Annotated in this window: 3 protein-coding genes; all 3 read right to left on the bottom strand. The window is 31.2% G+C overall.

Annotation, left to right across the window (positions count from 1 at the left end):
* Positions 1-201, bottom strand: a 201-nt coding sequence (locus ABT158_RS51250) for a hypothetical protein (protein ID WP_352366787.1), incomplete at its 3' end; no start/stop codon positions are given.
* Positions 198-605, bottom strand: coding sequence for a hypothetical protein (locus ABT158_RS51245; protein WP_015484804.1), 408 nt, complete (start codon positions 603-605; stop codon positions 198-200). The genes ABT158_RS51245 and ABT158_RS51250, both read right to left, overlap by 4 nt.
* Before the next feature lie 13 nt (positions 606-618).
* A complete protein-coding gene (locus tag ABT158_RS51240; protein WP_352366785.1) occupies positions 619-990 on the bottom strand; it encodes a hypothetical protein in 372 nt (123 codons plus the stop codon).
* Positions 991-1,111: the final 121 nt, after the last annotated feature.

The following is a 1,111-nucleotide window of genomic DNA, read 5'->3' as shown; positions in this document are numbered from 1 at the left end:
AGCTTCATCTAAATTTAAAATTGTAGATTTTTCTTGAGCAATATTTTTAAAATGTTCTATTTCAGTAAATGGCTTTGAACCAACTACGCCATAATTGCTATACAATACGCAATTACTTTTCTGTTTAAAGTGATGTGCAAACAATGTCATTCCTAATGTCTTACCGCTTCCAAGAGGACCTTCAAAGACCATTACGTTCATGCAAGTTCATTTCCTTTCACTACTTTTGCACTATTAGCTGAAAGTGATAATGATGGATTCGCATTCGCTTTCAGTAAATGACTTAATTTCGCATTACCTTTAATTCTGTCAAACATAGTTAATATTTTTAGAACCTTTTCATAGAAGGCAAGTGGTAAACTCTGTTTTTTTACAGAAATAACATAATCAGCTATATCTTTACATCCATTCTCATTAAGCAATAAAATACCTTTCATCTGAGATGCATTCAAAGGCACTGAATTTTCCTTCATGTATTGAAATAATTGAACCGTTTCAATACTTTCACTTGAAGTATCTTCTTCTAAAATTTCTTCTTTCATTATGTCTTGAACATCTGGTAACACTTCTTCTACAACTGTTTTTTCTAAAGTCACTTCACTCATTCAGTTCACCCCATTATTTAAAAATAGCTAGTAAAACAATAATTACCCATGGCATAAAACCAATTAAATCAAATTGTTTTTTTCCTGTTTCAAATTCAAAAATCCCTTTTAACGCACTAGATCGTCGTAATCTTTTAATATTTTCCGCTTCAATTCTTGCCGGTTTTTCTAAATTATAAATGTGATACACATAACCGTGATTATCATCAAGTAATCTCAATTCATTATCACGTGGTAACATGGCTGTACTCGTTTCTAAAATCTCCGAATCAAACGATATAACCTGTTCTACAGTGCATGTACCCTCTTCCTTAATAATTAACGCTCTATGTCCTTCAAATTGTGGCTGTACTTTTCGTTTCGTTTTAGCTAACATTTCAATCACTCTCTCTTTTTAATTCCATTTTCTTTTTAACCACATACAAGGTAACACTATAAATAGAAATACAGATAAACAAATCGCACTTGATAACTCAAACATTGCATTAAAAGCCTGCATTTTTAAC

Source organism: Nonomuraea sp. NPDC001636, from assembly GCF_040298265.1.
In the GTDB taxonomy this organism is placed as follows: Bacteria; Actinomycetota; Actinomycetes; order Streptosporangiales; family Streptosporangiaceae; genus Nonomuraea.
This window is presented reverse-complemented; position numbering and strand designations above follow the sequence as displayed.

What these genes read in the sequence shown, in the direction of transcription:
- ABT158_RS51245 (WP_015484804.1), bottom strand. Translation starts at nt 605, where the DNA reads ATGAGTGAAGTGACTTTAGAAAAAACAGTTGTAGAAGAAGTGTTACCA.